This window comes from Spiroplasma endosymbiont of Asaphidion curtum, from assembly GCF_964031085.1.
Classification (GTDB): domain Bacteria; phylum Bacillota_I; class Bacilli_A; order Mycoplasmatales; family Nriv7; genus Nriv7.
Genome location: NZ_OZ035001.1, coordinates 1,278,875 through 1,304,226 on the forward strand (window position 1 = coordinate 1,278,875; position 25,352 = coordinate 1,304,226).

General features: G+C 24.5%; 42 protein-coding genes and 2 pseudogenes. 26 read left to right on the forward strand and 18 right to left on the reverse strand.

Features of this window, described 5'->3' with window-relative positions:
* Positions 1–8: 8 nt before the first annotated feature.
* A complete protein-coding gene (locus AAHJ00_RS07610; RefSeq protein WP_342223478.1) occupies positions 9–959 on the reverse strand; it encodes an IS30 family transposase in 951 nt (316 codons plus the stop codon).
* Between the two features lie 57 nt (positions 960–1,016).
* On the opposite strand from AAHJ00_RS07610, the gene AAHJ00_RS07615 reads away from it, so the two are divergent.
* The 7 genes from AAHJ00_RS07615 (at position 1,017) to AAHJ00_RS07645 (ending at position 3,945) form a co-directional block, all read left to right on the forward strand.
* Positions 1,017–1,142, forward strand: a complete 126-nt coding sequence (locus AAHJ00_RS07615) for a hypothetical protein (protein WP_342223603.1) — start codon at positions 1,017–1,019, stop codon at positions 1,140–1,142.
* Positions 1,143–1,462: 320 nt separating this feature from the next.
* Positions 1,463–1,828, forward strand: a complete 366-nt coding sequence (locus AAHJ00_RS07620) for a transposase family protein (protein ID WP_342224632.1) — start codon at positions 1,463–1,465, stop codon at positions 1,826–1,828.
* 138 nt (positions 1,829–1,966) lie between these two features.
* Entirely contained in the window at positions 1,967–2,419 is a 453-nt protein-coding gene (locus AAHJ00_RS07625; RefSeq protein ID WP_342224024.1) for a methylated-DNA--[protein]-cysteine S-methyltransferase, read from the forward strand.
* Between the two features lie 113 nt (positions 2,420–2,532).
* Positions 2,533–2,682 (forward strand): 50S ribosomal protein L33, encoded by a 150-nt coding sequence (gene rpmG / locus AAHJ00_RS07630; RefSeq protein WP_342224025.1) that lies wholly within the window; start codon positions 2,533–2,535, stop codon positions 2,680–2,682.
* A gap of 25 nt (positions 2,683–2,707) precedes the next feature.
* Positions 2,708–3,073, forward strand: coding sequence for a hypothetical protein (locus AAHJ00_RS07635; RefSeq protein ID WP_342224026.1), 366 nt, complete (start codon positions 2,708–2,710; stop codon positions 3,071–3,073).
* Between the two features lie 16 nt (positions 3,074–3,089).
* Entirely contained in the window at positions 3,090–3,689 is a 600-nt protein-coding gene (gene nusG, locus AAHJ00_RS07640; protein ID WP_342224027.1) for a transcription termination/antitermination protein NusG, read from the forward strand.
* Between the two features lie 76 nt (positions 3,690–3,765).
* Positions 3,766–3,945, forward strand: coding sequence for a DegV family protein (locus AAHJ00_RS07645; protein WP_342224028.1), 180 nt, complete (start codon positions 3,766–3,768; stop codon positions 3,943–3,945).
* Here AAHJ00_RS07645 and AAHJ00_RS07650 read toward each other — a convergent pair.
* On the reverse strand, positions 3,926–4,213 hold the full coding sequence (locus tag AAHJ00_RS07650) for a hypothetical protein (protein WP_342224029.1): 288 nt from the start codon (positions 4,211–4,213) through the stop codon (positions 3,926–3,928). The genes AAHJ00_RS07645 and AAHJ00_RS07650 overlap by 20 nt on opposite strands.
* A 79-nt stretch (positions 4,214–4,292) precedes the next feature.
* Here AAHJ00_RS07650 and AAHJ00_RS07655 point away from each other — a divergent pair, with 79 nt between their 5' ends.
* The 3 genes from AAHJ00_RS07655 to AAHJ00_RS07665 all read left to right on the forward strand — a co-directional run bounded on the left by AAHJ00_RS07655 (position 4,293) and on the right by AAHJ00_RS07665 (position 5,069).
* Positions 4,293–4,472: a hypothetical protein gene (locus AAHJ00_RS07655; RefSeq protein WP_342224030.1), complete on the forward strand. Its 180-nt coding sequence runs from the start codon at positions 4,293–4,295 to the stop codon at positions 4,470–4,472.
* Between the two features lie 70 nt (positions 4,473–4,542).
* Positions 4,543–4,779, forward strand: a complete 237-nt coding sequence (locus tag AAHJ00_RS07660; RefSeq protein WP_342224031.1) for a transposase family protein — start codon at positions 4,543–4,545, stop codon at positions 4,777–4,779.
* Between the two features lie 89 nt (positions 4,780–4,868).
* Positions 4,869–5,069, forward strand: a complete 201-nt coding sequence (locus AAHJ00_RS07665; RefSeq protein WP_342224032.1) for a hypothetical protein — start codon at positions 4,869–4,871, stop codon at positions 5,067–5,069.
* Here the strand turns inward: AAHJ00_RS07665 and AAHJ00_RS08020 are convergent.
* The 4 genes from AAHJ00_RS08020 to rpiB all read right to left on the reverse strand — a co-directional run bounded on the left by AAHJ00_RS08020 (position 5,052) and on the right by rpiB (position 8,608).
* Positions 5,052–5,255: a DUF1295 domain-containing protein gene (locus tag AAHJ00_RS08020; RefSeq protein ID WP_425288859.1), complete on the reverse strand. Its 204-nt coding sequence runs from the start codon at positions 5,253–5,255 to the stop codon at positions 5,052–5,054. The two genes, AAHJ00_RS07665 and AAHJ00_RS08020, sit on opposite strands and share 18 nt — an antisense overlap.
* Positions 5,256–5,274: 19 nt before the next feature.
* Positions 5,275–6,225 (reverse strand): IS30 family transposase, encoded by a 951-nt coding sequence (locus AAHJ00_RS07670; protein ID WP_342223524.1) that lies wholly within the window; start codon positions 6,223–6,225, stop codon positions 5,275–5,277.
* 583 nt (positions 6,226–6,808) lie between these two features.
* The gene (gene glyA, locus AAHJ00_RS07675; RefSeq protein WP_342223589.1) at positions 6,809–8,158 is read right to left on the reverse strand and encodes a serine hydroxymethyltransferase; all 1,350 of its coding nucleotides are present in this window, start codon (positions 8,156–8,158) and stop codon (positions 6,809–6,811) included.
* Positions 8,159–8,170: 12 nt separating this feature from the next.
* A complete protein-coding gene (gene rpiB / locus AAHJ00_RS07680) occupies positions 8,171–8,608 on the reverse strand; it encodes a ribose 5-phosphate isomerase B (protein ID WP_342224033.1) in 438 nt (145 codons plus the stop codon).
* Between the two features lie 180 nt (positions 8,609–8,788).
* On the opposite strand from rpiB, the gene AAHJ00_RS07685 reads away from it, so the two are divergent.
* The 7 genes and pseudogenes from AAHJ00_RS07685 (at position 8,789) to AAHJ00_RS07710 (ending at position 11,709) form a co-directional block, all read left to right on the forward strand.
* On the forward strand, positions 8,789–8,947 hold the full coding sequence (locus AAHJ00_RS07685; RefSeq protein WP_342224034.1) for a transposase family protein: 159 nt from the start codon (positions 8,789–8,791) through the stop codon (positions 8,945–8,947).
* The gene (locus AAHJ00_RS07690; protein ID WP_342224035.1) at positions 8,925–9,116 is read left to right on the forward strand and encodes a hypothetical protein; all 192 of its coding nucleotides are present in this window, start codon (positions 8,925–8,927) and stop codon (positions 9,114–9,116) included. Before AAHJ00_RS07685 ends, AAHJ00_RS07690 begins: the two co-directional genes overlap by 23 nt.
* A gap of 59 nt (positions 9,117–9,175) precedes the next feature.
* Positions 9,176–9,541 (forward strand): annotated as a pseudogene (locus tag AAHJ00_RS08025) (transposase family protein).
* 235 nt (positions 9,542–9,776) lie between these two features.
* Complete coding sequence (locus tag AAHJ00_RS07695; RefSeq protein WP_342224036.1) at positions 9,777–10,004, forward strand: hypothetical protein; 228 nt, start codon at positions 9,777–9,779, stop codon at positions 10,002–10,004.
* A 165-nt stretch (positions 10,005–10,169) separates the two neighbouring features.
* Entirely contained in the window at positions 10,170–10,415 is a 246-nt protein-coding gene (locus tag AAHJ00_RS07700; RefSeq protein ID WP_338967504.1) for a hypothetical protein, read from the forward strand.
* Positions 10,416–10,439: 24 nt separating this feature from the next.
* Positions 10,440–10,679 carry a hypothetical protein gene (locus AAHJ00_RS07705; RefSeq protein WP_342224012.1) on the forward strand — a complete coding sequence of 80 codons (240 nt, stop codon included), beginning with the start codon at positions 10,440–10,442 and terminating at the stop codon, positions 10,677–10,679.
* Positions 10,680–10,758: 79 nt separating this feature from the next.
* On the forward strand, positions 10,759–11,709 hold the full coding sequence (locus AAHJ00_RS07710) for an IS30 family transposase (RefSeq protein ID WP_342223478.1): 951 nt from the start codon (positions 10,759–10,761) through the stop codon (positions 11,707–11,709).
* Positions 11,710–11,721: 12 nt separating this feature from the next.
* Here the strand turns inward: AAHJ00_RS07710 and AAHJ00_RS07715 are convergent, their stop codons facing one another.
* From AAHJ00_RS07715 to AAHJ00_RS07735, 5 genes and pseudogenes are all read right to left on the reverse strand, one after another.
* Positions 11,722–12,540, reverse strand: a complete 819-nt coding sequence (locus AAHJ00_RS07715) for an IS30 family transposase (protein WP_342224037.1) — start codon at positions 12,538–12,540, stop codon at positions 11,722–11,724.
* Between the two features lie 152 nt (positions 12,541–12,692).
* Positions 12,693–13,391, reverse strand: coding sequence for a DDE-type integrase/transposase/recombinase (locus tag AAHJ00_RS07720; RefSeq protein ID WP_342224038.1), 699 nt, complete (start codon positions 13,389–13,391; stop codon positions 12,693–12,695).
* Between the two features lie 290 nt (positions 13,392–13,681).
* Positions 13,682–14,632: an IS30 family transposase gene (locus AAHJ00_RS07725; RefSeq protein ID WP_342223994.1), complete on the reverse strand. Its 951-nt coding sequence runs from the start codon at positions 14,630–14,632 to the stop codon at positions 13,682–13,684.
* 244 nt (positions 14,633–14,876) lie between these two features.
* A pseudogene (locus tag AAHJ00_RS07730) lies at positions 14,877–15,083 on the reverse strand (transposase family protein); the annotation flags it as partial.
* Positions 15,084–15,107: 24 nt separating this feature from the next.
* Complete coding sequence (locus AAHJ00_RS07735; RefSeq protein ID WP_342223989.1) at positions 15,108–16,058, reverse strand: IS30 family transposase; 951 nt, start codon at positions 16,056–16,058, stop codon at positions 15,108–15,110.
* A gap of 57 nt (positions 16,059–16,115) precedes the next feature.
* Here AAHJ00_RS07735 and AAHJ00_RS07740 point away from each other — a divergent pair, with 57 nt between their 5' ends.
* Both AAHJ00_RS07740 and AAHJ00_RS07745 read left to right on the forward strand, forming a co-directional pair.
* Positions 16,116–16,241: a hypothetical protein gene (locus AAHJ00_RS07740; RefSeq protein WP_342223603.1), complete on the forward strand. Its 126-nt coding sequence runs from the start codon at positions 16,116–16,118 to the stop codon at positions 16,239–16,241.
* A gap of 127 nt (positions 16,242–16,368) precedes the next feature.
* Complete coding sequence (locus AAHJ00_RS07745) at positions 16,369–16,614, forward strand: rod shape-determining protein (protein ID WP_342224039.1); 246 nt, start codon at positions 16,369–16,371, stop codon at positions 16,612–16,614.
* A gap of 64 nt (positions 16,615–16,678) precedes the next feature.
* Here AAHJ00_RS07745 and AAHJ00_RS07750 read toward each other — a convergent pair whose 3' ends face one another.
* The 7 genes from AAHJ00_RS07750 to AAHJ00_RS07780 form a co-directional block, all read right to left on the reverse strand.
* Positions 16,679–17,446, reverse strand: a complete 768-nt coding sequence (locus AAHJ00_RS07750; RefSeq protein WP_342224040.1) for a TatD family hydrolase — start codon at positions 17,444–17,446, stop codon at positions 16,679–16,681.
* 12 nt (positions 17,447–17,458) lie between these two features.
* Positions 17,459–18,823: a tRNA uridine-5-carboxymethylaminomethyl(34) synthesis GTPase MnmE gene (mnmE, locus tag AAHJ00_RS07755; protein ID WP_342224041.1), complete on the reverse strand. Its 1,365-nt coding sequence runs from the start codon at positions 18,821–18,823 to the stop codon at positions 17,459–17,461.
* Between the two features lie 240 nt (positions 18,824–19,063).
* The gene (locus AAHJ00_RS07760) at positions 19,064–19,279 is read right to left on the reverse strand and encodes a KH domain-containing protein (protein WP_342224042.1); all 216 of its coding nucleotides are present in this window, start codon (positions 19,277–19,279) and stop codon (positions 19,064–19,066) included.
* 298 nt (positions 19,280–19,577) lie between these two features.
* Positions 19,578–20,636 (reverse strand): membrane protein insertase YidC, encoded by a 1,059-nt coding sequence (yidC, locus tag AAHJ00_RS07765; protein ID WP_342224043.1) that lies wholly within the window; start codon positions 20,634–20,636, stop codon positions 19,578–19,580.
* Between the two features lie 12 nt (positions 20,637–20,648).
* A complete protein-coding gene (gene rnpA / locus AAHJ00_RS07770) occupies positions 20,649–20,978 on the reverse strand; it encodes a ribonuclease P protein component (RefSeq protein ID WP_342224044.1) in 330 nt (109 codons plus the stop codon).
* Between the two features lie 17 nt (positions 20,979–20,995).
* Entirely contained in the window at positions 20,996–21,130 is a 135-nt protein-coding gene (gene rpmH, locus AAHJ00_RS07775; protein ID WP_342224045.1) for a 50S ribosomal protein L34, read from the reverse strand.
* A 477-nt stretch (positions 21,131–21,607) separates the two neighbouring features.
* The gene (locus AAHJ00_RS07780; protein ID WP_342224046.1) at positions 21,608–21,790 is read right to left on the reverse strand and encodes a hypothetical protein; all 183 of its coding nucleotides are present in this window, start codon (positions 21,788–21,790) and stop codon (positions 21,608–21,610) included.
* 88 nt (positions 21,791–21,878) lie between these two features.
* Between AAHJ00_RS07780 and AAHJ00_RS07785 the strand changes: the two genes are divergently transcribed.
* The 7 genes from AAHJ00_RS07785 to AAHJ00_RS07815 all read left to right on the forward strand — a co-directional run bounded on the left by AAHJ00_RS07785 (position 21,879) and on the right by AAHJ00_RS07815 (position 25,325).
* Complete coding sequence (locus AAHJ00_RS07785; protein ID WP_342223479.1) at positions 21,879–22,331, forward strand: transposase family protein; 453 nt, start codon at positions 21,879–21,881, stop codon at positions 22,329–22,331.
* A gap of 506 nt (positions 22,332–22,837) precedes the next feature.
* Positions 22,838–23,203 carry a transposase family protein gene (locus tag AAHJ00_RS07790; RefSeq protein WP_342224590.1) on the forward strand — a complete coding sequence of 122 codons (366 nt, stop codon included), beginning with the start codon at positions 22,838–22,840 and terminating at the stop codon, positions 23,201–23,203.
* Between the two features lie 272 nt (positions 23,204–23,475).
* Positions 23,476–23,601, forward strand: coding sequence for a hypothetical protein (locus tag AAHJ00_RS07795; RefSeq protein WP_342224047.1), 126 nt, complete (start codon positions 23,476–23,478; stop codon positions 23,599–23,601).
* Between the two features lie 78 nt (positions 23,602–23,679).
* On the forward strand, positions 23,680–24,021 hold the full coding sequence (locus AAHJ00_RS07800) for a transposase family protein (RefSeq protein WP_342223613.1): 342 nt from the start codon (positions 23,680–23,682) through the stop codon (positions 24,019–24,021).
* A gap of 62 nt (positions 24,022–24,083) precedes the next feature.
* Positions 24,084–24,308: a hypothetical protein gene (locus AAHJ00_RS07805; RefSeq protein WP_342224048.1), complete on the forward strand. Its 225-nt coding sequence runs from the start codon at positions 24,084–24,086 to the stop codon at positions 24,306–24,308.
* A complete protein-coding gene (locus AAHJ00_RS07810) occupies positions 24,283–25,233 on the forward strand; it encodes a chromosomal replication initiator protein DnaA (protein ID WP_342224633.1) in 951 nt (316 codons plus the stop codon). Before AAHJ00_RS07805 ends, AAHJ00_RS07810 begins: the two co-directional genes overlap by 26 nt.
* A complete protein-coding gene (locus tag AAHJ00_RS07815; protein WP_342224634.1) occupies positions 25,200–25,325 on the forward strand; it encodes a hypothetical protein in 126 nt (41 codons plus the stop codon). Before AAHJ00_RS07810 ends, AAHJ00_RS07815 begins: the two co-directional genes overlap by 34 nt.
* The last annotated feature ends 27 nt before the right edge of the window (positions 25,326–25,352 follow it).

Sequence of the window (25,352 nt, forward strand, 5' to 3'; positions counted from 1 at the left end):
AAGTGCAACTAAATTATTTTTCTAACCAAATATTCGATTGGTGAAAGATAATTTAGTATTTTTCTTGGTCTTTGGTTTAAAGACAATATAAATTTATGAACTGCATTTTTAGTAGTATTTGAAAAATTAAATTTTTTAGGAAATTTTTCTCTAATTAAACCATTAGTATTTTCATTAGTACCTCTTTGTCAAGGCGAATACGCATTAGCAAAATAAATTTTCACATTTAAATTTTTTTCAAGTTGTTGTCAATTAGAAAATTCTTTACCCCTATCAAATGTTATAGTCTTAACAAGATTATTTGGAAGAATTGATAAATAATGGCTAATGTTTTCGTTAACAACTTTAGTAGTTCTATTTTCAACTAACATTGCTAAAGTAAATCTTGATGTTCTTTCAACTAAAGTTATTAAACATGATTTACTTTTACCTCGTGATGATACTACAGTATCACCTTCTCAATGACCAACAGTTATACGATTATTAACATTAATATTTCGTTCTTTAATTGATTTACCATTAAATTTACCGCGATTTTCTTGAGATTTTCGTTTCTTACCTTTTCTTCTTAAATTTTTATTAGTAACTTTTTCAAGTAATCCAGAATAAATTCAATTGTAAATTGTTTTAAAACTAATAATTCATTCTTTATGAAAATTTTTAATTCTGCCATAAATTTGTTCAGGCGATCAACCTAATAGTAATTTTTGTTGTACATATTTTACTAATTCTCTATTTTTAAACTTATGAAAATAAACATGTGATTGTTTTCTGTTTTCTGCTTTATTTTGTGCAATTAATGAAAAATAATGATTACTATCTTTATTTCTATTGACTTCTCGAATAATAGTACTAATACTTCGATTAAGATTTTTAGCTATTTCACTAATTTTTACTTTAAACTTCAATTGATTCTCAATATAAATTCTTTCATATATGCCAAGATGTTTGTAACCCATATAAAAACTCCTTGCTTTGTTTTTTCTAAAATAAACTTAGCATCATGAAATTTTTATATGAGATTTTTTGCAATTTTATTTACTTGCACTTACAAGTATAATTCAGCAAAATTAAATTTAAATAATAAAATAATTTTTTGTTGTGTCAAAATTTACACATTTAATAAAATCCATAAGTATTAACCTAATAAAAGTTAGAAATTACTATATAGTATTTTTTATTTACAAATAATTTGTAATTATTTTAATAAGTAATGCAAGAAGTCTAATATTAGTCATGTTAGTTGTATTCGTAATATCTTTTGAGTTGAAAATACTCTAATAAAAAATAGTCACTTTCATATACCTGGCAAAAGGATATTATTGGAAAATAAGGGTACTAATAATAATTTATTAGCAATTGATGCTACAGAAATTCCAATTGAAAGAATTAAAAAAAACTAAAATTATTATTTTCTGGTAAGAAAAGGCAACATTCATTAAAATCGCAAATAATTATTGATTTATTTAACAATAAAATTATTTCAGTAGATTTTTGTTATGGCAGTATTCATGATTATAAGTTATTTTTAAAATCAAATACACTTATAAATCCAAAATTAGAATTAATTGCTGATTCAGGATATCAAGGTTTGCAAAATGTTCATAAAAATACATTATTGCCAATTAAAAAGAGTAAAAATAATCCTTTAAATCCAGATAAAAAGGAATATAATAGCTTTTTAAGTAAAGTTAGAATTGCCATTGAACATGTTTTTGTTAGATTAAAAAGATTTAAAATACTAGTTTATCGTTATCGCAATAAGATTAGAAGATTTGGATTACGATTTAACTTAATTTCAGGAATATATAATTTTGAATTAAGCTAGTTATAGTTATGTACCAAGTCTAATGCAGAAATATCCCATAAATTAAATATTAGTTATAAAAGTGTTGATAATGCTTATCAACGAGCAAAAATTAAATTACAAAAAAATCGTGATTGTATGTAAGGTAAGGTTAAAAATATGAAACAAGGATATTATCAAAGTCCTGCGGGATTAGTGATGGTGATTAGTCAAAATAATAAAATTATTAATATTAGTTTCATTTTAGCTTGTCCTTTGTTTTCATCATTATCAAAAGAAATAAAACAATGTTTACAAGAAATTGCTCAATATTTTATAAATCAAAGAAAAATATTTTCGTTTGATTATGTATTAAATACAACTAAGTTTAGTCAGAAGGTATTGGAAGCAACAAAACAAATCCCTTATGGTGAGGCGAGAACTTATAGTGACATTGCTAAAATGATTAATCATCCATTAGCAGCACGAACAGTGGGGTCAGCATTAAAAAGAAACCCGTTAGCAATTAGTATTCCGTGTCATCGGGTTATTAATAAAAATAGTAAACGGATTAATTATCTTTATGGGGTAGAAATTAAATTGGCATTGTTAGCATGAGAAGGTGTGATATAAGCGTTGTCTGTTTAAGGATATACCGATAACAACTTTTCCCCCTAATATAATTGTTATTTGACAGCATATTTTTGTTATTATATAATGTATATGGATAAAAAGGGAGAAAGATAATGCAACAAAAAATTATTTTAGTTTGTGATCAATGTCTGTCAAGAAACTATAATACTTTTACTAATAGTTCTAATCAAACTGTTAGATTATCTTTAAAAAAATTTTGTAAACACTGTAATCAACATACAGTTCATAAGGAAACAAGATAATATTTTAGAGAGGAAATAAATATTGATGGCTAAAGAAAAAAGCAAAGTAAAAAAGGTAAAATCTGAACATAAGGTATTAAAAGTTAAAAAAACTAAACCGATTTTAGAACAAAGAAAAGTTAATTCACAAACTAAAGAGACGATTATTAAAAAAAGTATTTTAGATTCAAAAATAAATGAAAATCGTGGTCAGAGATTTAAAAAATCTTTACTGGATTTACCATTATTAATGACTAGAGAAATGCGTCGTGTTCGTTGAGCAAAAAGTTTGCAGTTAAATAAAAAATTTTGATTAACTGTTGGATTTATTACTTTCTTTGCAATTTTCTTTGCAATTGTTCAAACATTATTACAATTAATTTTAGAAGTTAGTAAAATTTTAGTCATTTAATAAGGAGTAGAAAAAGATGATAAAAGAAGATATTAAACAAGAAAAGGATTCTAGTGATTTATTAGGTAAGTGATATATAATTAATTGTTATAGTGGTCATGAAGAAAAAGTTAAAGAAGATTTATTACAACGAGTTGAAACTTTAAATATGAAAAACTTTATTTTTGATGTTCGAATTGTGAAACAGCAAGAAATGTCAAAAAAAACAAAATTAATGATTGGAAAAAATCCATATCCAGGTTATTTATTTGTTAATATGTATATGACTGATGATGCTTGATTTATTGTTAGAAATACCCCTGGTGTTACTGGGTTTATTGGGTCTAGTGGAAATTGATCAAAACCGTTTCCATTATCGCGTACTGAAGTTAGAGATATGTTAAGACGCAGCGAAGAAAAAAGTAATATTAGTAGTAAAAAAGTTCAACAAGTATTTGTTGCTGACTTTAAAGAAGGAGACCTTGCTAAAATATTATCAGGAGCTTTTGAAAATAAAGAAGGTGAAGTTATTGGTATGGATTATAGTAAAGGTGTAGCAACAATTAATATTGAAGTTTTTGGGGGAAGATATGTTCCTGTGGAAGCTGAATTTAGTTATTGTGAGAAAGTTAATTAAAATAATCTTATTAAGAAATTAATTTTTTATAATTAGTTTCTTTTTTAAAATTTTTAAATGAGAAGGTTAATCGCTAATGAAAAAGATAGTTATTATGACTGATTCATCAGCAGGATTTAGTACTTTAGAGCAAAAAAAATATAATGTTGTTGTTATTCCATTAATGATTTCTATTAATAGTAACAAGAGTTTTAAAGATAATGATGAAATTAATGATACTAAACTTTTTAATTTTGTTAAAAAAGAGCAACTGTAAAAACTAGTCAAGCTTTACTTGGTGATTTGGAAGCAGTGTGAGATGATGTACTTTTACAATATGAGATAATAGTTTTTCTTCCACGAGCAAAAGAAATTTCTGGGCAGTATCATATGGCTTTAATGTTATGCAAGGAAGAAAAATATTGTGGTCGAATAATTTTGTTAGATACTAAAAATACTTCATTTATTAGACTTGGTACATAACTATAACATTTTGTACCTACCAAACTATAAAATTCACTTTCATCTTTATATTTATCTAACATTTGTGCTTCATCTAGAAAATAATATTATCAAAATAGTAGATAAAATTGAGGGTTATGTACCAAGTCTATTTTAAAAACAATGATTTTAGCCACTAAAGAATATCTTAATAATGCTGGTGATTTAAATAAAATTCAAGAAGATATCATTAATCCTATTCAACAAACAAGTGATGCTTACATTATTCCAGGAAATTTGCAATTTTTAGCAATTCGTGGTACAATTCCAAAATCAATTGCTTATATTGCTAATTTATTATAAGTTATTTTTAAAATTAAATACACTTATAAATCCAAAATTAGAATTAATTGCTGATTCAGGATATCAAGGTTTGCAAAATGTTCATAAAAATACATTATTGCCAATTAAAAAGAGTAAAAATAATCCTTTAAATCCAGATAAAAAGGAATATAATAGCTTTTTAAGTAAAGTTAGAATTGTCATTGAACATGTTTTTGCTAGATTAAAAAGATTTAAAATAGTAGTTTATCGTTATCGCAATAAGATTAGAAGATTTGGATTACGATTTAACTTAATTTCAGGAATATATAATTTTGAATTAAGCTAGTTATAGTTATGTACCAAGTTTAATGTAAAGATAAAATTACTAAGGTTGGTGTTACAAGAACATTAACTAGAGCATTAAAAAATGTTGTGATGATTTTACAAAATAATCATTCTGATCGGAAAATTAAAAAATTGTATGTTTTATTATCGTGATGTGATGATAAAACTATTAATTTAATTAAAAAAGTAGCATTAAAATATCAAATTAATAATATTGAATTTTTGGAAATGGCAAATATTTTAAAAGTGCATTTAGGCAATAATGCCATTACATTAATTACTGTTCCGTAATTTTTTCGGTAATCCTTTTTTACCAATTCAGGGTATAAGAATTGATGTTTTTGCTAAGTATTCTTTGTATTGCAAGTTGTTTTTTAGTTTAAAATAGCTATTTTTTTCTAAAATAGAAATTCCCGAAACAAAAATTATTAATAAAGTAATATAAAGTGGTAATAGTAATCATAATAAATTTGCCAAATTGTAAAGTTAAGTGCAACTAAATTATTTTTCTAACCAAATATTCGATTGGTGAAAGATAATTTAGTATTTTTCTTGGTCTTTGGTTTAAAGACAATATAAATTTATGAACTGCATTTTTAGTAGTATTTGAAAAATTAAATTTTTTAGGAAATTTTTCTCTAATTAAACCATTAGTATTTTCATTAGTACCTCTTTGTCAAGGCGAATACGCATTAGCAAAATAAATTTTCACATTTAAATTTTTTTCAAGTTGTTGTCAATTAGAAAATTCTTTACCCCTATCAAATGTTATAGTCTTAACAAGATTATTTGGAAGAATTGATAAATAATGGCTAATGTTTTCGTTAACAACTTTAGTAGTTCTATTTTCAATTAACATTGCTAAAGTAAATCTTGATGTTCTTTCAACTAAAGTTATTAAACATGATTTACTTTTACCTCGTGATGATACTACAGTATCACCTTCTCAATGACCAACAGTTATACGATTATTAACATTAATATTTCGTTCTTTAATTGATTTACCATTAAATTTACCGCGATTTTCTTGAGATTTTCGTTTCTTACCTTTTCTTCTTAAATTTTTATTAGTAACTTTTTCAAGTAATCCAGAATAAATTCAATTGTAAATTGTTTTAAAACTAATAATTCATTCTTTATGAAAATTTTTAATTCTGCCATAAATTTGTTCAGGCGATCAACCTAATAGTAATTTTTGTTGTACATATTTTACTAATTCTCTATTTTTAAACTTATGAAAATAAACATGTGATTGTTTTCTGTTTTCTGCTTTATTTTGTGCAATTAATGAAAAATAATGATTACTATCTTTATTTCTATTGACTTCTCGAATAATAGTACTAATACTTCGATTAAGATTTTTAGCTATTTCACTAATTTTTACTTTAAACTTCAATTGATTCTCAATATAAATTCTTTCATATATGCCAAGATGTTTGTAACCCATATAAAAACTCCTTGCTTTGTTTTTTCTAAAATAAACTTAGCATCATGAAATTTTTATATGAGATTTTTTGCAATTTTATTTACTTGCACTTACAAGTATAATTCAGCAAATAATAAAATAATTTTTTGTTGTGTCAAAATTTACACATTTAATAAAATCCATAAGTATTAACCTAATAAAAGTTAGAAATTACTATATAGTATTTTTTATTTACAAATAATTTGTAATTATTTTAATAAGTAATGCAAGAAGTCTATTATCAAAATAGTAGATAAAATTAAAGGTTATGTATCAAGTTTTTTATAAAAATTTTAAATAAAAATTAAATTCTACCTTTTTAAAAAACTTCTTGTGTCTGTCATAAGTCTGTGGTATATTACAAAACTTTCTTCAATTTGTAAATAACCATTATTACTTTTACTCCGATTAGTAATTCGCCAACTAAAATCAGTATTAATTGCTTGCAAAGATTGGTTTAACATCGTAATACTAGAAACACTTAAAACAGTTGTTGAATACAATAGTAAAAGTTCCCTAAAAATACATACCACCTCTTACAATTACTAAACATTATAAACTAAACTTATAATTGATAATTTTCATATATTGGAAAATTTTTTAATAAAATACCAATTTGTTGTTTATGCTTAGCAATATTCTCTTCAGTATTACCATGCTCTTTAAGAACACTAACAATTATATTTGCTAATTGTTCAAATTCCTTTTCTTTTCACCCTCTAGTGGTCATCGCTGCTGTTCCAATCCGAATACCGCTAGTAGTCATTGGTTTTTCTTTATCAAAAGGAATCATATTTTTATTACAAATAACATCAATTTGATGCAAAATATTTTCACATTCCTGCCCAGTACGATTAAATGATGATTTAACATCAATAATCATTAAATGATTATCAGTACCGCCACTAATCAGTTTAATATCATGTTTTCTAAAAATATTTTCTAAAACTTTACAATTAGCCATAATTTGCTGTTGATATGCTTTAAATTCTGGTGTTGACGCTTCATAAAATGCTTGTGCTTTAGCAGCAATAATATGTTCTAAAGGACCTCCTTGTTGACCAGGAAATACTGCTCGATCAATCGCTTTTGCTAATTCTTTTTTACATAAAATTGCTCCACTTCTTGGACCTCGTAATGTTTTATGTGTTGTTGTTGTTACAATATCTGCTACTGTTACAGGATTTTGATGTAATCCAGCAGCAATTAAACCAGCAATATGAGCCATATCAACCATTAATAATGCTCCAACTTCATCAGCAATTTCACGAAACTTAGTAAAATCAATTGTTCTTGAATATGCACTCGCTCCAGCAACAATTAATTTTGGTTTAAGTTCTAATGCTTGTTGTCTAATTGCTTCATAATCTAATTGTTGAGTTTTTTCATCAACACCATAACCATAAAATTGATAAACAATTCCTGAAAAATTCAATTTATGTCCGTGTGTTAAGTGTCCTCCAGCATCTAAACTCATTGCCAAAACAATATCATCCGGCTTTAAAATAGCTTGATAAGCAGCAGCATTGGCTTGACTACCAGAATGTGGTTGCACATTAGCATGTTCAGCATTAAATAAAGTCTTTAATCTTTCAATCGCTAAATTTTCACTTTTGTCAACAAATTCACAACCACCATAATATCTTCTTCCCGGATATCCTTCAGCATATTTATTAGTTAATATTGAACCTGCTAATCTTAACACTGGAAGCGAAACATAATTTTCCGAAGCAATTAATTCCACATGTTGTTGTTGTCTAATAAGTTCTTCTTTAACAATTGCTTTTAGTTCGGGATCAATATCATTTGTTTTGAGATTAATATTTTGTATTTCTGAATCAATATCAGTTATTAATGAATCAATATCCTTTCCTTCTAAACTAATATCATTTACTTGGGTATCATCTTTAAACATTTTTAATATCTCCTAATTCAATTCAATTTTTTCAACTCGTTGTTGATGGCGGTTTGAAAATTTAGTATTCAAAAACTCTTCTAAAATTCAAATCGCTTTTTGAGGCGCAATAATTCTTCCTCCTAAAACTAAAATATTAGCATCATTATGTTCGCGAGCTAAGGCCGCTAACTTTGTTTCATAACATAATGCCGCTCTAATTTTTGGCATGCGATTAGCACTAATACTTATTCCAATACCTGTACCACAAATTAAAATCCCATACTTAGCATTACCATTTCCTACTTCTTTGCCAATTAATTTTGCATAATCAGGATAATCAACTTGTTCTTTTTTACTATTAGTTCCTAAATCAATAACCTCATATTCATTATTTTTTAAATATTCAATAAGAGCAGTTTTTAATACATATCCAGCGTGATCACATCCAATAGCAATTTTATCTTTCATATTTTATAATTCCCTCCTTCCAATATCCTTTTATTTAATTATATAGTAGACTTGATACATAACCTTTAATTTTATCTATTATTTTGATAATATTATTTTCTAGATGAAGCACAAATATTAGATAAATACAAAGACGAAAATGAATTTTATAGTCTAATAGGCATAAAATATAAAACTTTCATGAAAATGGTAGAAATTTTAAAAGAAGCTGAAGCTAAACAAAAACAAATTGGTGGTAGACCAAATAAATTATCAATAGAGCAAAGATTACTTATGACTTTAGAATACTGAAAAGAATATAGTACATATCGTATTATTGCAAAAAAATATAATAGTTAGTCATGTTAGTTGTATTCATAATATCTTTTGAGTTGAAAATACTCTAATAAAAAATAGTCACTTTCATATACCTGGCAAAAAGATATTATTGGAAAATAAGGGTACTAATAATAATTTATTAGCAATTGATGCTACAGAAATTCCAATTGAAAGAATTAAAAAAAACTAAAATTATTATTTTCTGGTAAGAAAAGGCAACATTCATTAAAATCGCAAATAATTATTGATTTATTTAACAATAAAATTATTTCAGTAGATTTTTGTTATGGCAGTATTCATGATTATAAGTTATTTTTAAAATCAAATATACTTATAAATCCAAAATTAGAATTAATTGCTGATTCAGGATATCAAGGTTTGCAAAATGTTCATAAAAATACATTATTGCCAATTAAAAAGAGTAAAAATAATCCTTAAAATCCAGATAAAAAGGAATATAATAGCTTTTTAAGTAAAGTTAGAATTGCCATTGAACATGTTTTTGCTAGATTAAAAAGATTTAAAATACTAGTTTATCATTATCGCAATAAGATTAGAAGATTTGGATTACGATTTAACTTAATTTCAGGAATATATAATTTTGAATTAAGCTAGTTATAGTTATGCACCAAGTCTAATGAGTTAAAGCTCCTAATTCAAAAGAAAATAATGAGAATAAAAAATAATGTTTTGAGAAATTATTATGGAATTCTTAAAACTGTTTGTTCCGATAGAAAAAATGCCTGCACAAGTTGCGTTTATTGCCGGATTAATTATTATCATTACTTTTCTTTTCGCATTAATTTCAATTATGTATTTACCAATAAAAATGATTTTTGGGAGATAAAAAATGACAATAAACTTAAAAGAATTTAATTGAGAACAAATTAAACAAACTTTCTGAGATTTATTTATTCAAATTACAACTATTCCGGCGTGAGTTTCTGGCAAGGAAGTTGATTTAACCAAAGAACTACTTTGACTTTTAATAGCAAACATTGCTTTTTGATTCTTAACAGCGATTATGGTGTGATTTATTCTAATGCTACTTTGAAAAACCATATCAGTATTTAGATAGGGAAAAAATTAATGTCAAGAAGTTACATTGTGATGCATTCCCAAAGAAATTCAAAATTAATTAGAAAAAAATACAATCGTGTTAAGGTTAATCGTGGTTTTAACAAATTTAAGAAAAACTTTGAATATAAATGATGAATGTTTTAAAAAGAAAGGGGGTGATTATATGATTGGAACTTTCTTGGCCGATGCACCTGCAACAGTAGAAAAAATAACAGCTAGTGACGCGATGACTAAATTATGAAATGCAATTATAACAGCTTTTACTAAAATGTGAGAAATTATTGCTGTTAATATGCCACAAGTCGGTAACTTCTTTGCTGACTACTGAATATTCATTTTTCCATTTATTTTGGCAATATTCTTTATTTGCTTTAAAATGTTTGAAAAATTACTTGGAGCGGTACGCTAACAAAAAAATAAAGTGAGGTGCAAGATGAAATTTTGCAAATGAATAATAGAAAAAAATAACCATTTTATTGAATTAAATCGCACCTCATTTTTAATTTTATGACATTGCGGAGCAATTTGATATATTTACAACGGTTATTTTAAAAACATTGTAAGCTATTTATTTTTAGCAGGTTGTATTTTAATTTTTCTTTTTAAAATCGGTAATTTAACACAAATTAACAAAGTTATTAATTTGCTGAATTATACTTGTAAGTGCAAGTAAATAAAATTGCAAAAAATCTTATATAAAAATTTCATGATGCTAAGTTTATTTTAAAAAAAACAAAGCAAGGAGTTTTTATATGGGTTACAAACATCTTGGCATATATGAAAGAATTTATATTGAGAATCAATTGAAGTTTAAAGTAAAAATTAGTGAAATAGCTAAAAATCTTAATCGAAGTATTAGTACTATTATTCGAGAAGTCAATAGAAATAAAGATAGTAATCATTATTTTTCATTAATTGCACAAAATAAAGCAGAAAACAGAAAACAATCACATGTTTATTTTCATAAGTTTAAAAATAGAGAATTAGTAAAATATGTACAACAAAAATTACTATTAGGTTGATCGCCTGAACAAATTTATGGCAGAATTAAAAATTTTCATAAAGAATGAATTATTAGTTTTAAAACAATTTACAATTGAATTTATTCTGGATTACTTGAAAAAGTTACTAATAAAAATTTAAGAAGAAAAGGTAAGAAACGAAAATCTCAAGAAAATCGCGGTAAATTTAATGGTAAATCAATTAAAGAACGAAATATTAATGTTAATAATCGTATAACTGTTGGTCATTGAGAAGGTGATACTGTAGTATCATCACGAGGTAAAAGTAAATCATGTTTAATAACTTTAGTTGAAAGAACATCAAGATTTACTTTAGCAATGTTAGTTGAAAATAGAACTACTAAAGTTGTTAACGAAAACATTAGCCATTATTTATCAATTCTTCCAAATAATCTTGTTAAGACTATAACATTTGATAGGGGTAAAGAATTTTCTAATTGACAACAACTTGAAAAAAATTTAAATGTGAAAATTTATTTTGCTAATGCGTATTCGCCTTGACAAAGAGGTACTAATGAAAATACTAATGGTTTAATTAGAGAAAAATTTCCTAAAAAATTTAATTTTTCAAATACTACTAAAAATGCAGTTCATAAATTTATATTGTCTTTAAACCAAAGACCAAGAAAAATACTAAATTATCTTTCACCAATCGAATATTTGGTTAGAAAAATAATTTAGTTGCACTTAACTTTACAATTTGGCAATTAAACCATTAGTATTTTCATTAGTACCTCTTTGTCAAGGCGAATACGCATTAGCAAAATAAATTTTCACATTTAAATTTTTTTCAAGTTGTTGTCAATTAGAAAATTCTTTACCCCTATCAAATGTTATAGTCTTAACAAGATTATTTGGAAGAATTGATAAATAATGGCTAATGTTTTCGTTAATAACTTTAGTAGTTCTATTTTCAACTAACATTGCTAAAGTAAATCTTGATGTTCTTTCAACTAAAGTTATTAAACATGATTTACTTTTACCTCGTGATGATACTACAGTATCACCTTCTCAATGACCAACAGTTATACGATTATTAACATTAATATTTCGTTCTTTAATTGATTTACCATTAAATTTACCGCGATTTTCTTGAGATTTTCGTTTCTTACCTTTTCTTCTTAAATTTTTATTAGTAACTTTTTCAAGTAATCCAGAATAAATTCAATTGTAAATTGTTTTAAAACTAATAATTCATTCTTTATGAAAATTTTTAATTCTGCCATAAATTTGTTCAGGCGATCAACCTAATAGTAATTTTTGTTGTACATATTTTACTAATTCTCTATTTTTAAACTTATGAAAATAAACATGTGATTGTTTTCTGTTTTCTGCTTTATTTTGTGCAATTAATGAAAAATAATGATTACTATCTTTATTTCTATTGACTTCTCGAATAATAGTACTAATACTTCGATTAAGATTTTTAGCTATTTCACTAATTTTTACTTTAAACTTCAATTGATTCTCAATATAAATTCTTTCATATATGCCAAGATGTTTGTAACCCATATAAAAACTCCTTGCTTTGTTTTTTCTAAAATAAACTTAGCATCATGAAATTTTTATATGAGATTTTTTGCAATTTTATTTACTTGCACTTACAAGTATAATTCAGCATTTACAAATAATTTGTAATTATTTTAATAAGTAATGCAAGAAGTCTAATGTTGATGGAATCGTTCAATTTTACCATTTGATTGTGGTGAGCGAATCGGCGTGGTTTCATGGACAATTCCGTTCCGCGAAAGAAAGGTTGTAAAAGGCCTTTCTTTTACTTTGTATGCTTTTTTATTACTTCAATTAGTAGTAGTAAATTCCGGAGCATTATCAGTGCGAAGGCGTTTAATGGTTATGCCAAGTTCGCCGAAATCTTTCATTGCTCTTTGCACGGCATTAAGGGCATTGTTAGTTCCTAAACTATCATAAACATAACCAAATACTATGCGTGTTATTTCGTCAATGAAATCATAAATATAATATTTTTTATCAACCGGAAAATTTGATGGAGTAATGATTTTGGCATCCATTTGTAAAAGACCAATCTCGGAGACTTCATAACGCTTAAAATGGCGTTTTGTTTGTTTGATTTGTTGTTTTAATTCTTTTAAACGAGGGTCAGATTTAATTCAACGATAAAAAGTTTTAATATTTTTAGGAACTTCTGAATTTTTAATATCGTGAAAACCGATTTTTAAATTGTTAAATAAAGACCACATTCCACCGGCTTTGATATTTTTGTAATCAAAATATAAATCACATACTTTTTTGCGAGAATTTAAACTATATTGATAATTAAGATTTTGTGGTTTTGTAGTTTTAAACAATAACAAATCTAAATTATCAGAATAATAAGCGGTCATAATTTTTTGTGCCCAACGATAAAAGCTTTTCGTTGCATTCTTAAAATATTTTTTAATAAGTTTTGTTAAAGAAGTTTCTGCAATATAGAAATAAGTACATAAATTTAAATAGGCAGTAATGCGTTTTTTAGTTTTATAGTAATAAGGATTACGACAATTAGCACTTAATCAACTTTGTACTTTTGCTTTTAAATCTGCTAAATCAGTTTGGGAAATAATAGACTTCTTGCATTACTTATTAAAATAATTACAAATTATTTGTAAATGCCAAATTGTAAAGTTAAGTGCAACTAAATTATTTTTCTAACCAAATATTCGATTGGTGAAAGATAATTTAGTATTTTTCTTGGTCTTTGGTTTAAAGACAATATAAATTTATGAACTGCATTTTTAGTAGTATTTGAAAAATTAAATTTTTTAGGAAATTTTTCTCTAATTAAACCATTAGTATTTTCATTAGTACCTCTTTGTCAAGGCGAATACGCATTAGCAAAATAAATTTTCACATTTAAATTTTTTTCAAGTTGTTGTCAATTAGAAAATTCTTTACCCCTATCAAATGTTATAGTCTTAACAAGATTATTTGGAAGAATTGATAAATAATGGCTAATGTTTTCGTTAACAACTTTAGTAGTTCTATTTTCAACTAACATTGCTAAAGTAAATCTTGATGTTCTTTCAACTAAAGTTATTAAACATGATTTACTTTTACCTCGTGATGATACTACAGTATCACCTTCTCAATGACCAACAGTTATACGATTATTAACATTAATATTTCGTTCTTTAATTGATTTACCATTAAATTTACCGCGATTTTCTTGAGATTTTCGTTTCTTACCTTTTCTTCTTAAATTTTTATTAGTAACTTTTTCAAGTAATCCAGAATAAATTCAATTGTAAATTGTTTTAAAACTAATAATTCATTCTTTATGAAAATTTTTAATTCTGCCATAAATTTGTTCAGGCGATCAACCTAATAGTAATTTTTGTTGTATATATTTTACTAATTCTCTATTTTTAAACTTATGAAAATAAACATGTGATTGTTTTCTGTTTTCTGCTTTATTTTGTGCAATTAATGAAAAATAATGATTACTATCTTTATTTCTATTGACTTCTCGAATAATAGTACTAATACTTCGATTAAGATTTTTAGCTATTTCACTAATTTTTACTTTAAACTTCAATTGATTCTCAATATAAATTCTTTCATATATGCCAAGATGTTTGTAACCCATATAAAAACTCCTTGCTTTGTTTTTTTTAAAATAAACTTAGCATCATGAAATTTTTATATGAGATTTTTTGCAATTTTATTTACTTGCACTTACAAGTATAATTCAGCAAATAAAAAATACTATATAGTAATTTCTAACTTTTATTAGGTTAATACTTATGGATTTTATTAAATGTGTAAATTTTGACACAACAAAAAATTATTTTATTATTTAAATTTAATTTTAAATAAATATTTTATGTTATCTATAATTGCAAATTATAAATTGAAGCAATTAAATTAAATCTTAAACTAAATCGTTTTCTACGATTACGATATTTTTCAGTAATAATTTTAAATTTTTTAAGAATAGCAAAAATATTTTCAATAATAATTCTCATTTTTGAAATTAATTTATTATTATGTTTTTGTTCTTTATTTAAAGGGTTTTTCTTTGTTTTTTTCTTAGGTATGCCAAATTGTAAAGTTAAGTGCAACTAAATTATTTTTCTAACCAAATATTCGATTGGTGAAAGATAATTTAGTATTTTTCTTGGTCTTTGGTTTAAAGACAATATAAATTTATGAACTGCATTTTTAGTAGTATTTGAAAAATTAAATTTTTTAGGAAATTTTTCTCTAATTAAACCATTAGTATTTTCATTAGTACCTCTTTGTCAAGGCGAATACGCATTAGCAAAATAAATTTTCACATTTAAATTTTTTTCAAGTTGTTGTCAATTAGAAAATTCTTTACCCCTATCAAATGTTATAGTCTTAACAAGATTATTTGGAAGAATTGATAAATAATGGCTAATGTTTTCGTTAACAACTTTAGTAGTTCTATTTTCAACTAACATTGCTAAAGTAAATCTTGATGTTCTTTCAACTAAAGTTATTAAACATGATTTACTTTTACCTCGTGATGATACTACAGTATCACCTTCTCAATGACCAACAGTTATACGATTATTAACATTAATATTTCGTTTTTTAATTGATTTACCATTAAATTTACCGCGATTTTCTTGAGATTTTCGTTTCTTACCTTTTCTTCTTAAATTTTTATTAGTAACTTTTTCAAGTAATCCAGAATAAATTCAATTGTAAATTGTTTTAAAACTAATAATTCATTCTTTATGAAAATTTTTAATTCTGCCATAAATTTGTTCAGGCGATCAACCTAATAGTAATTTTTGTTGTACATATTTTACTAATTCTCTATTTTTAAACTTATGAAAATAAACATGTGATTGTTTTCTGTTTTCTGCTTTATTTTGTGCAATTAATGAAAAATAATGATTACTATCTTTATTTCTATTGACTTCTCGAATAATAGTACTAATACTTCGATTAAGATTTTTAGCTATTTCACTAATTTTTACTTTAAACTTCAATTGATTCTCAATATAAATTCTTTCATATATGCCAAGATGTTTGTAACCCATATAAAAACTCCTTGCTTTGTTTTTTCTAAAATAAACTTAGCATCATGAAATTTTTATATGAGATTTTTTGCAATTTTATTTACTTGCACTTACAAGTATAATTCAGCAAAATTAAATTTAAATAATAAAATAATTTTTTGTTGTGTCAAAATTTACACATTTAATAAAATCCATAAGTATTAACCTAATAAAAGTTAGAAATTACTATATAGTATTTTTTATTTACAAATAATTTGTAATTATTTTAATAAGTAATGCAAGAAGTCTAATCTTAAAACCAGAAGAAATTCGGCAAGTTTTACAAGAAGTTATGGAACCAGTTATTAAACTAATTATTCAAACATTAGAAATAACTCCAGCAGAACTATCTGGTGATATTTATAAAAATGGTATTACTATTTGTGGTGGTGGCGCATTATTAAAAGGAATGGATAAATACATTACAGAAAAGTTAAAATTACCAACTAAAATTGGTGAATATCCAATATTAGCAGTTATTAATGGTACTAAAAAGTTTGAAACTGATATTTTTGAACAAATTCAAAATTCTTACTAATATTTTTATAAAAAAATAAAATTACAAATAAAAAAATGCTCTTAAATTTTATAAGAGCATTTTTTTATTTAATTCCTAAAATTCGTTTCGCATTATTTGTTGTTGTAATAATAACATCATTTAAGGATATTTTTTTTAAACTTGCTAATTTTTTAGCAGTAAAAATAATATTTTTCGGATAATTTTTTGTTCCCCGATAAGGAACAGGTGTTAAATACGGAGCATCAGTTTCTAAAACAATTTTATTTAAAGGAATATCTTTAGCAACTTGTTGCAAATCTTTAGCATTTTCAAAAGTAAGAATTCCTGAAAAAGAAATATAATATCCTAATTCAATAAATTTATTAGCAGTTTTTGTATTTGCTGAAAAACAATGCATAATTCCAACAACATCATATTGTTTTAAAATTTCATAAGCATCATCAAAAGCATCACGAATATGAACTAAAATTGGTAATTGATATTTTTTAGCTAATTTAATTTGTTTAATAAATCATTCTTTTTGTAAATCACTACTATCTTGATTGCAATAGTAATCTAATCCAATTTCACCAATAGCACAAACACTTCCTGTTTTAATTAGTTCTTCTAATTCATAAAGATCATGTTCTTGATGATTACTAACATCGTTAGGATGAATTCCAACAGCTGCAAATACATCTGGTGAAAAAAATGCTTGGTCAACTGCTAATTTACTAGTTTTTAAATCATAACCAACATTGCAAATTAAATTAACACCAATTAATTTTGCTTCTTCTAAAATATTATTTATGTCTTCATCTCTATATGAATCTGATACTAAATGACAATGCGTATCAAATAAACCATTCACTAATTAAACTCCTTATTTGCCTAGACAAAAACGACTAAACATTTCATCTAAGAGATTATCTTTAATTATTTTACCATTAATTTCTTGTAAATAATCTCATGCTTCTTGAAAATGAAGAATTACTAAATCTAACGGAATATTATTGTTTAAAGCTTGAATTGCTTCATCAATTGTCATTGTAATTTTATCTAATAACATTTGGTGATACGTTGATGTCAAAATTAAATTATCATGATAATTAATTTTTTCTTGTAAAAACATATCTTTAATTTTATCTATTAAGGGGTTAAATTCATTGTTTAAAGCACTTATTGGGACTGAACTTAATGTCAAAAGAGAAAGAGATAGTTTTTGTTGTAAATCAACTTTATTAATGACAATAATACAATTTTTATCTTTAACTAGTTCTAATAATATCATATCATTATCATCTAAAACATTGCTACCATCAAGCACTAATAAAATTAACTGGGCTTTTTCTAAATACTGTTTTGATTTTTGAATTCCTAATTGTTCAATAATATCATTAGTATTTCTAATTCCTGCGGTATCAATTAAGTTTAAAGAAATATTATCAATATTTATTTTTCCGGTAACAATATCTCTCGTTGTTCCAGCAATTGTTGAAGTAATCGCTCGATTTTCTTTTAATAAAGCATTCAATAAGGTTGATTTTCCTACATTAGGTTTGCCAATAATTACGGTATCAATACCATCATTAATAACCTGAGCAATTTTGCTTTGTTTAGTAATGGTTAACAAATCATTATAAAGTTTATTTGTACGAGTTAAAACTAATTTTTGGGTTAAGTTTTCAACACCATCATACTCAGGATAATCAATATTAACAATAATATTAGCTATTAATTCTAATAATCTTGTTTCAATTTCTTTTAATAATTTGCTATTATTACCATTTAAACTGTTCATTGCTAATGCTAATGCTTCATCATTAGAAGCATTAACTAAATCATTAACCGCTTGCGCTTGTAATAAATCAATTTTTCCATTTAAAAATGCTTTTCTTGTAAATTCTCCCGGAGTTGCTAACCGAATATTGTCATCTTTCATAATTGTTAATAATAAATGAATAATCTTATTAACAATTAACATACTACCATGACAATTAATTTCAATAGTATCTTCACCAGTAAATGAATTAGTATTATAGTAGCAAACTAAAACTACTTCATCAATAATTGCCTTTGTATTTGGATTAATAATTCTTCCGAAATATTTTTCTTTTGAAGAATTTAAAATATTTCTACTAAATACTTTATTAACAAGTGAAAATGTTTCTGGACCACTAATTCTAATAATAGCAATGGCTTGTTTAAGTGGGACACTTGCTAAAGCAATAATCGTATCATTAATCATAAATATCACCTCTTTTCTTTTTTTAAAAATAAAAATCTAGACATTAACGACTAGATTTCACTGCTTTCAAGATATTTAATAACAATATGTCTTTTATTACCTGAACCCTGAGATTCACTAATAACCTTATCGAATTTTTTTAAATTCATTATGAATAATTCTTCGCTGATTATTAGGTATTGGTAATAATGCAATATCATTCTTAGTAAGAAATACTTTTTTAGCAGTGCTTTTAAAAAATTAAAATCTATTTGATAAATAACAGTTAGATAAATTTTGTAAGGAACTTAATACATAACCATTTTTACCAATTAATAACGCATTATTATCACAATTAATACTAACCTTAATCGTTTCATAATTAATTTGTGAAATTTTAATATCAATATCATTAAAGTCTAACTCTGTTAAAAGTCTTTGCAAAACATCAACTAAATAGGTTTTAACATCATTCATATTATATATTAAGCAATCACTTGTTTTTTTAAAAATGTTTTAATTTCTTCTTTAATAATATAAAAATGGGGTTCATTTTGCTGTTCAATAGACTTGGTACATAACCCTCAATTTTATCTACTATTTTGATAATATTATTTTCTAGATGAAGCACAAATATTAGATAAATATAAAGATGAAAGTGAATTTTATAGTTTGGTAGGTGCAAAATGTTATAGTTATGTACCAAGTTTAATAAAAGTTTTTAAATCTTCGCGTTTCTTAAATACTTTTTGTTCCATTTAATTCAACTCCAACTTTATTTTTTCTTTTTATATTTAGCATTCTTATTTATATAATGAAATAAAACTGTTTGTCCAATTTGCAATGCACCAGAAAAAATTCAATATATCGCGACTCCTGAACCAATTGTAAAAACCAATAACATAAACACCCCCGTCATAATTAACTGTGTAATTAATTGTTTCTTTTGTGCTGCTTTCGATTCTTTAGTAAAAGCTTTTTTCTTAGCACGATTTAAATACATTGGTAATAACATTGAAATAATTTGAATTGGTAAATAAACAAAAACAATTGCTAAATATGCTCAATCTCCTGCTTTTAATCCTTCTCAAGGTGTTATTGTAAAAGAAATTGCCCCAAACTCTTGCTCTTTCAAAATTCTCATGGAACGAACAACCATAAACATAGCATATAAGAATGGCATTGATAAAAATAAATTTGCAAATGATGCTAAAGGTTTAACACCTTCTTTTTTATATAATCCCATTAATTCTAATTGCATTTTTTGTCTTGCTTGTGGATCAGCTGAACCTTTATATTTTGCTTGAATCTCGCCTTGTTTTAATTGAATCGCTTGCATTTTTTCTTGATTTTTTTGTGATTTTCAAGAAAAAGCTAAAGTAATTAATTTAATTATCAAAGCGGTAACAAACATTGCTCCAATTGCTGCAGCCGCTGTTGGCTCAGCAGCAATTCCACCACTAAAACCTTTTAATAATACTCATAATAATGCTGCAATTGGATAAACAAATAAACCAAAAAATGGTGATTTAGTAACTGTCCAAGCTTCATCTCAACTAGAAATACCATTAAAAGGTAATTCTTCCTCACCATTTATAAAATGTGTCTTACTATCATCGCCAGGGAAAAGTAATTCAAAATAAGTACCAAATATTGAACCTGCACCAGTAGTTTTTCCGCTTGTTGACACATTAGGATCAAACATCTGTCCACAACCTCATAAAAAGGTAATAATAAAAAAAGTATAAATAAAAATTTTACCAAATTTTCAAACTTGTTTTCAATATGGAGTTCGTTGCTTATCAGGTGCAAATAAATATTTTTTATAGTCCATAATTTTTCTCCATTATTTAATAATCTTTTTTAATAAAATATCTAAAAGATTTTGATTTTTACTATATTCCTGTTTTAAATAAGGCGGTCTTACTAAAATAATAATATCCTTATTATTATTTTTTAAGCATCAAACCTTTTGTAACATTGAACGAACTTGGCGACGAATCCGATTACGATTAACAGCATTAGCATTTTTTTTACTAACTGATATTCCAAAACGACAATGATCTAATGAATTATTTGCATAATAAATAACAAACGAATTATTATGAATTTTTTGCTTTCCATTAATAATTCTTTGAAAATCATAATTCTTTTTTAAACGAAATTTCTTTTGCAAAGTCTATTTAAATCCTTTTATACTGTTAACTTAGCGCGTTGTTTTCTTCGTCGATTTTGTAAAACTTTTCTTCCTGCAGCTGTTGCCATTCTTGAACGAAAACCATGAACTTTTTTTGTCTTTTCTTTTGATGGTTGGTAGGTTCTTTTCATTGTCATTCTCCTCTTTAAAAATAAGTTACTGTTTTTAAACTAAAATAAAAAAACTTTAAAAAAGTAATTATAGTTCCAATTAATTTTACAGACATATCCTTATTAAGTCAAATTAAATAATATAGGTCGCGTTTAGTTTTCTTAGGTATTACTTTGAAGAAGTAAAACAATCAGCTAATTACATTATTTAATTACTAAACTAAGCCTGCCTTTCTTGTTATTGTCATTTTTATTCGTTTTCATTTTATCATATTATTGAATTTTTACACAATGAAAAATTATTAATGGTCACGTTTAGTTTTCTTAGGTATTGCTTTGAAGAAGTAAAACAATCAGCTAATTATATTATTTAATTACTAAACTAACCATACCTTTCTTGTTATTGTCATTTTTATTCGTTACCATTTTATCATATTATTGAATTTTTACACAATAAAAAATTATTAATTTTATTAAATTTTTAACTAATATTTTTACTTACTTAAATTTATTATATTTATTTGTTACAGCATTACCTTTATAATTAATTCAACTATCATCATTTTTATTATTATATTTATTTCATAATGAATTTTTATATATTTCTTTTCTGATTTCTATTTCTGAATTAATATTTTTATTAATGTAATGCAATACATTTAATTTGTTTAAATTTGCCATTCTTAAATAGACTTCTTGCATTACTTATTTATTAAACAAAATTCCTATAAAATATATTTAAAATAGAAATTATAAGGAATTTAAGATTATGAAATTTGATAAATTTAATTTTATTAATGATAAAGAATTATTACGATTAACTGGAATAAAGCAAAGTACTTTTAATAAAATGTTAAATATTTTAAAAGAAGCTGAGTTAAAAAAGTTTAAAAGAGGTGGTAAAAATAATAAATTATCATTAGAAAATAGATTATTGATGACTTTATCATATTGACGAGAATATCGTACTTATTTTCATCTTGGTAAAAGTTTTGATATTAGTGAAGCTAGTTGTTATCGAAATATCAAGTGAATTGAAGATATTTTAATCAAACATCCTGATTTTCAACAACTTGCTGGTAAAAAAGCATTAATAAATGATTATTTTAATGATAAAACAATTATTATTGATGCTACAGAAACACCCATTCAACGCCCAAAAAAAGACAAAAACAATCTTATTCAGGAAAAAAGAAAAAACACACTATTAAAACACAAGTAATTATTGAAAAATATCGTAATCGTAGAAAACGATTTAGTTTAAGATTTAATTTAATTGCTTCAATTTATAATTTGCAATTATAGATAACATAAAATATTTATTTAAAATTAAATTTAAATAATAAAATAATTTTTTGTTGTGTCAAAATTTACACATTTAATAAAATCCATAAGTATTAACCTAATAAAAGTTAGAAATTACTATATAGTATTTTTTATTTACAAATAATTTGTAATTATTTTAATAAGTAATGCAAGAAGTCTAATACCTAAGAAAACTTTATGCGTCCGTATTCGTAATATCTTTTGAGTTGAAAATACTCTAATAAAAAATAGTCACTTTCATATACCTGACAAAAAGATATTATTGGAAAATAAGGGTACTAATAATAATTTATTAGCAATTGATGCTACAGAAATTCCAATTGAAAGAATTAAAAAAAACTAAAATTATTATTTTCTGGTAAGAAAAGGCAACATTCATTAAAATCGCAAATAATTATTGATTTATTTAACAATAAAATTATTTCAGTAGATTTTTGTTATGGCAGTATTCATGATTATAAGTTATTTTTAAAATCAAATACACTTATAAATCCAAAATTAGAATTAATTGCTGATTCAGGATATCAAGGTTTGCAAAATGTTCATAAAAATACATTATTGCCAATTAAAAAGAGTAAAAATAATCCTTTAAATCCAGATAAAAAGGAATATAATAGCTTTTTAAGTAAAGTTAGAATTGCCATTGAACATGTTTTTGCTAGATTAAAAAGATTTAAAATACTAGTTTATCGTTATCGCAATAAGATTAGAAGATTTGGATTACGATTTAACTTAATTTCAGGAATATATAATTTTGAATTAAGCTAGTTATAGTTATGTACCAAGTCTAATATTAAAAAACTAATTAATTGAGATTAATTTTAATAACAGTTATTAACATCTAATTAACAAGTAATTAACATTTTTTTAGTTATTATTAAAATTTGTGGAAAACTATTAAAAATTCAGTATTTACAAAGTAAATAAATGTGGATAATAATGTGGATAACTATAGTTATCCACATTATTTCATTTTTTATGGATAACTTTTTCTACTTTAAAGTTATGATATTTATAGGAAGTAATTCAAGGTGTGATTTATGAATCATAAAGAAATGTGGGAACAAGTTAAAACAAAACTAATGGGTGAAACAATTGATCCAATTATTTTTAATACTTATATTAAAAATACTAATATTCATTCAATTACTAATAATAATGAATAGACTTCTTGCATTACTTATTTATTAAACAAAATTCCTATAAAATATATTTAAAATAGAAATTATAAGGAATTTAAGATTATGAAATTTGATAAATTTAATTTTATTAATGATAAAGAATTATTACGATTAACTGGAATAAAGCAAAGTACTTTTAATAAAATGTTAAATATTTTAAAAGAAGCTGAGTTAAAAAAGTTTAAAAGAGGTGGTAAAAATAATAAATTATCATTAGAAAATAGATTATTGATGACTTTATCATATTGACGAGAATATCGTACTTATTTTCATCTTGGTAAAAGTTTTGATATTAGTGAAGCTAGTTGTTATCGAAATATCAAGTGAATTGAAGATATTTTAATCAAACATCCTGATTTTCAACAACTTGCTGGTAAAAAAAGCATTAATAAATGATTATTTTAATGATAAAACAATAGACTTCTTGCATTACTTATTAAAATAATTTGTAATTATTTTAATAAGTAATGCAAGAAGTCTATTGTATCATTTTAGTTCGGAGTGGTTTTGCAAAAGAAATTTTAACAAAAAATTTAACTAATAAAATTCAAATTATTATTAATCAAGTTAGTAATCGCCAACTAAGTGTTAAATTTCTTGAACAATATGAAATTGAAAATATGCCTCATCAACAATATGATGAATGTGATGATAATTTAAAAAGTAATAAAAAAAAAATTTACCTTTACTAACTTTGTTAAAGGTGCTTGTAATCAAGATGCTTATCAAGCATCATTAGCTGTTATTAAAAATCTTGGTGTTAGTTGAAATCCATTATTTATTTATGGAAATTCGGGATTAGGTAAAACACATTTATTACACGCTGTGGAAAATGAAATTATTAAAAATAATCCTAATATTAAAATTCGATACTTATCTTCAGAAGAATTTGGTCGCATGTTTTTAGAAATATATAATCACGGTATTGATGCTATTGAAGATTTTAAAGATTCTTTTAATAATTATCAAGTATTATTAATTGATGATATTCAATTACTAGCAAAAAGAAACAAAACTAATGAAATCTTTTTTAATATTTTTAATCGTTTTATTGATGCTAATAAACAAATTATTTTAACTTCTGATAAATATCCTGATGAATTAGATGGTTTTGAACAAAGGATGGTGTCACGATTTCAAAGTGGATTAAGTGTTTGTTTAGATGCTCCTGATTTTGAAACGGCATTAAATATTTTAAACTTAAAAGTTAAAGAAGTTAATTATAATGCAACGGTTTTTGCCAAAGAAGTTTTAGAATTTATTGCCTTAAATTTTAATACTGATGTTCGTAAATTAGAAGGAGCTTTAAACCGAATGATTTTCTTTTCAGTAATGAACATTAGTGCTGAAAAAATAATTGAATTAGAAGATGTTAAAGAAGCTTTTAAAAGTTCAAATATTATTATTGATAAACGAGAAAAAATTACTATTAAAAAAATTAAGCAAATTATTGCGGAATACTATAATATTCCTGTTAAATTGCTTATTAGCAAAACTAGAGTTGCAAATATTACCATTGCCCGCCATTTAGCAATGTTTTTAGCAAGAACACTTATTGATATGAACCCTTTTCTCGGATTGGCATTGAATTTGGTGGTAAAGACCATTCAACGGTAATGAATGCATGTCAAAAAATTGAAATTTTAATTAAAAATAATAAAGAATTTGCTAAAGTAGTGCATTTGTTAATTAACAAATGTCAAGAATAAATTCTTTTAAAGGAAAAAAGTTATTAA